Raw genomic sequence first — 262 nt, forward strand, 5'->3', positions numbered from 1 at the left:
TCGACCTGCCCACCTACGCCTTCGACCGCCGCCGCTACTGGCTGGACCGCACCACCCAGGCCGTCGCGGACCCGATGCAGGATCGTTTCTGGGAGGCAGTGGACCGCGAAGACGCGTCCGAACTCGCCGAGTTGGTCGGCATCGAAGCGCCCGAGGCCCGTTCGTCCCTCGGAATCGTGCTGCCGTCGATTGCCGACTGGCGGCAACAGTCGCAGAACGCGGGCAAGTTCGAGTCCTGGCGCTACCGCGTCGAATGGGACGT

General features: G+C 67.6%; 1 protein-coding gene. It reads left to right on the forward strand.

Going from position 1 to position 262, the window contains the following annotated elements; genetic code table 11:
* Positions 1-262, forward strand: a 262-nt coding sequence (locus ICC28_RS40205; RefSeq protein ID WP_188293817.1) for a hypothetical protein, incomplete at both ends; no start/stop codon positions are given.

The sequence above is a fragment of the Streptomyces sp. TRM68416 genome (assembly GCF_014596915.1).
Classification (GTDB): domain Bacteria; phylum Actinomycetota; class Actinomycetes; order Streptomycetales; family Streptomycetaceae; genus Streptomyces.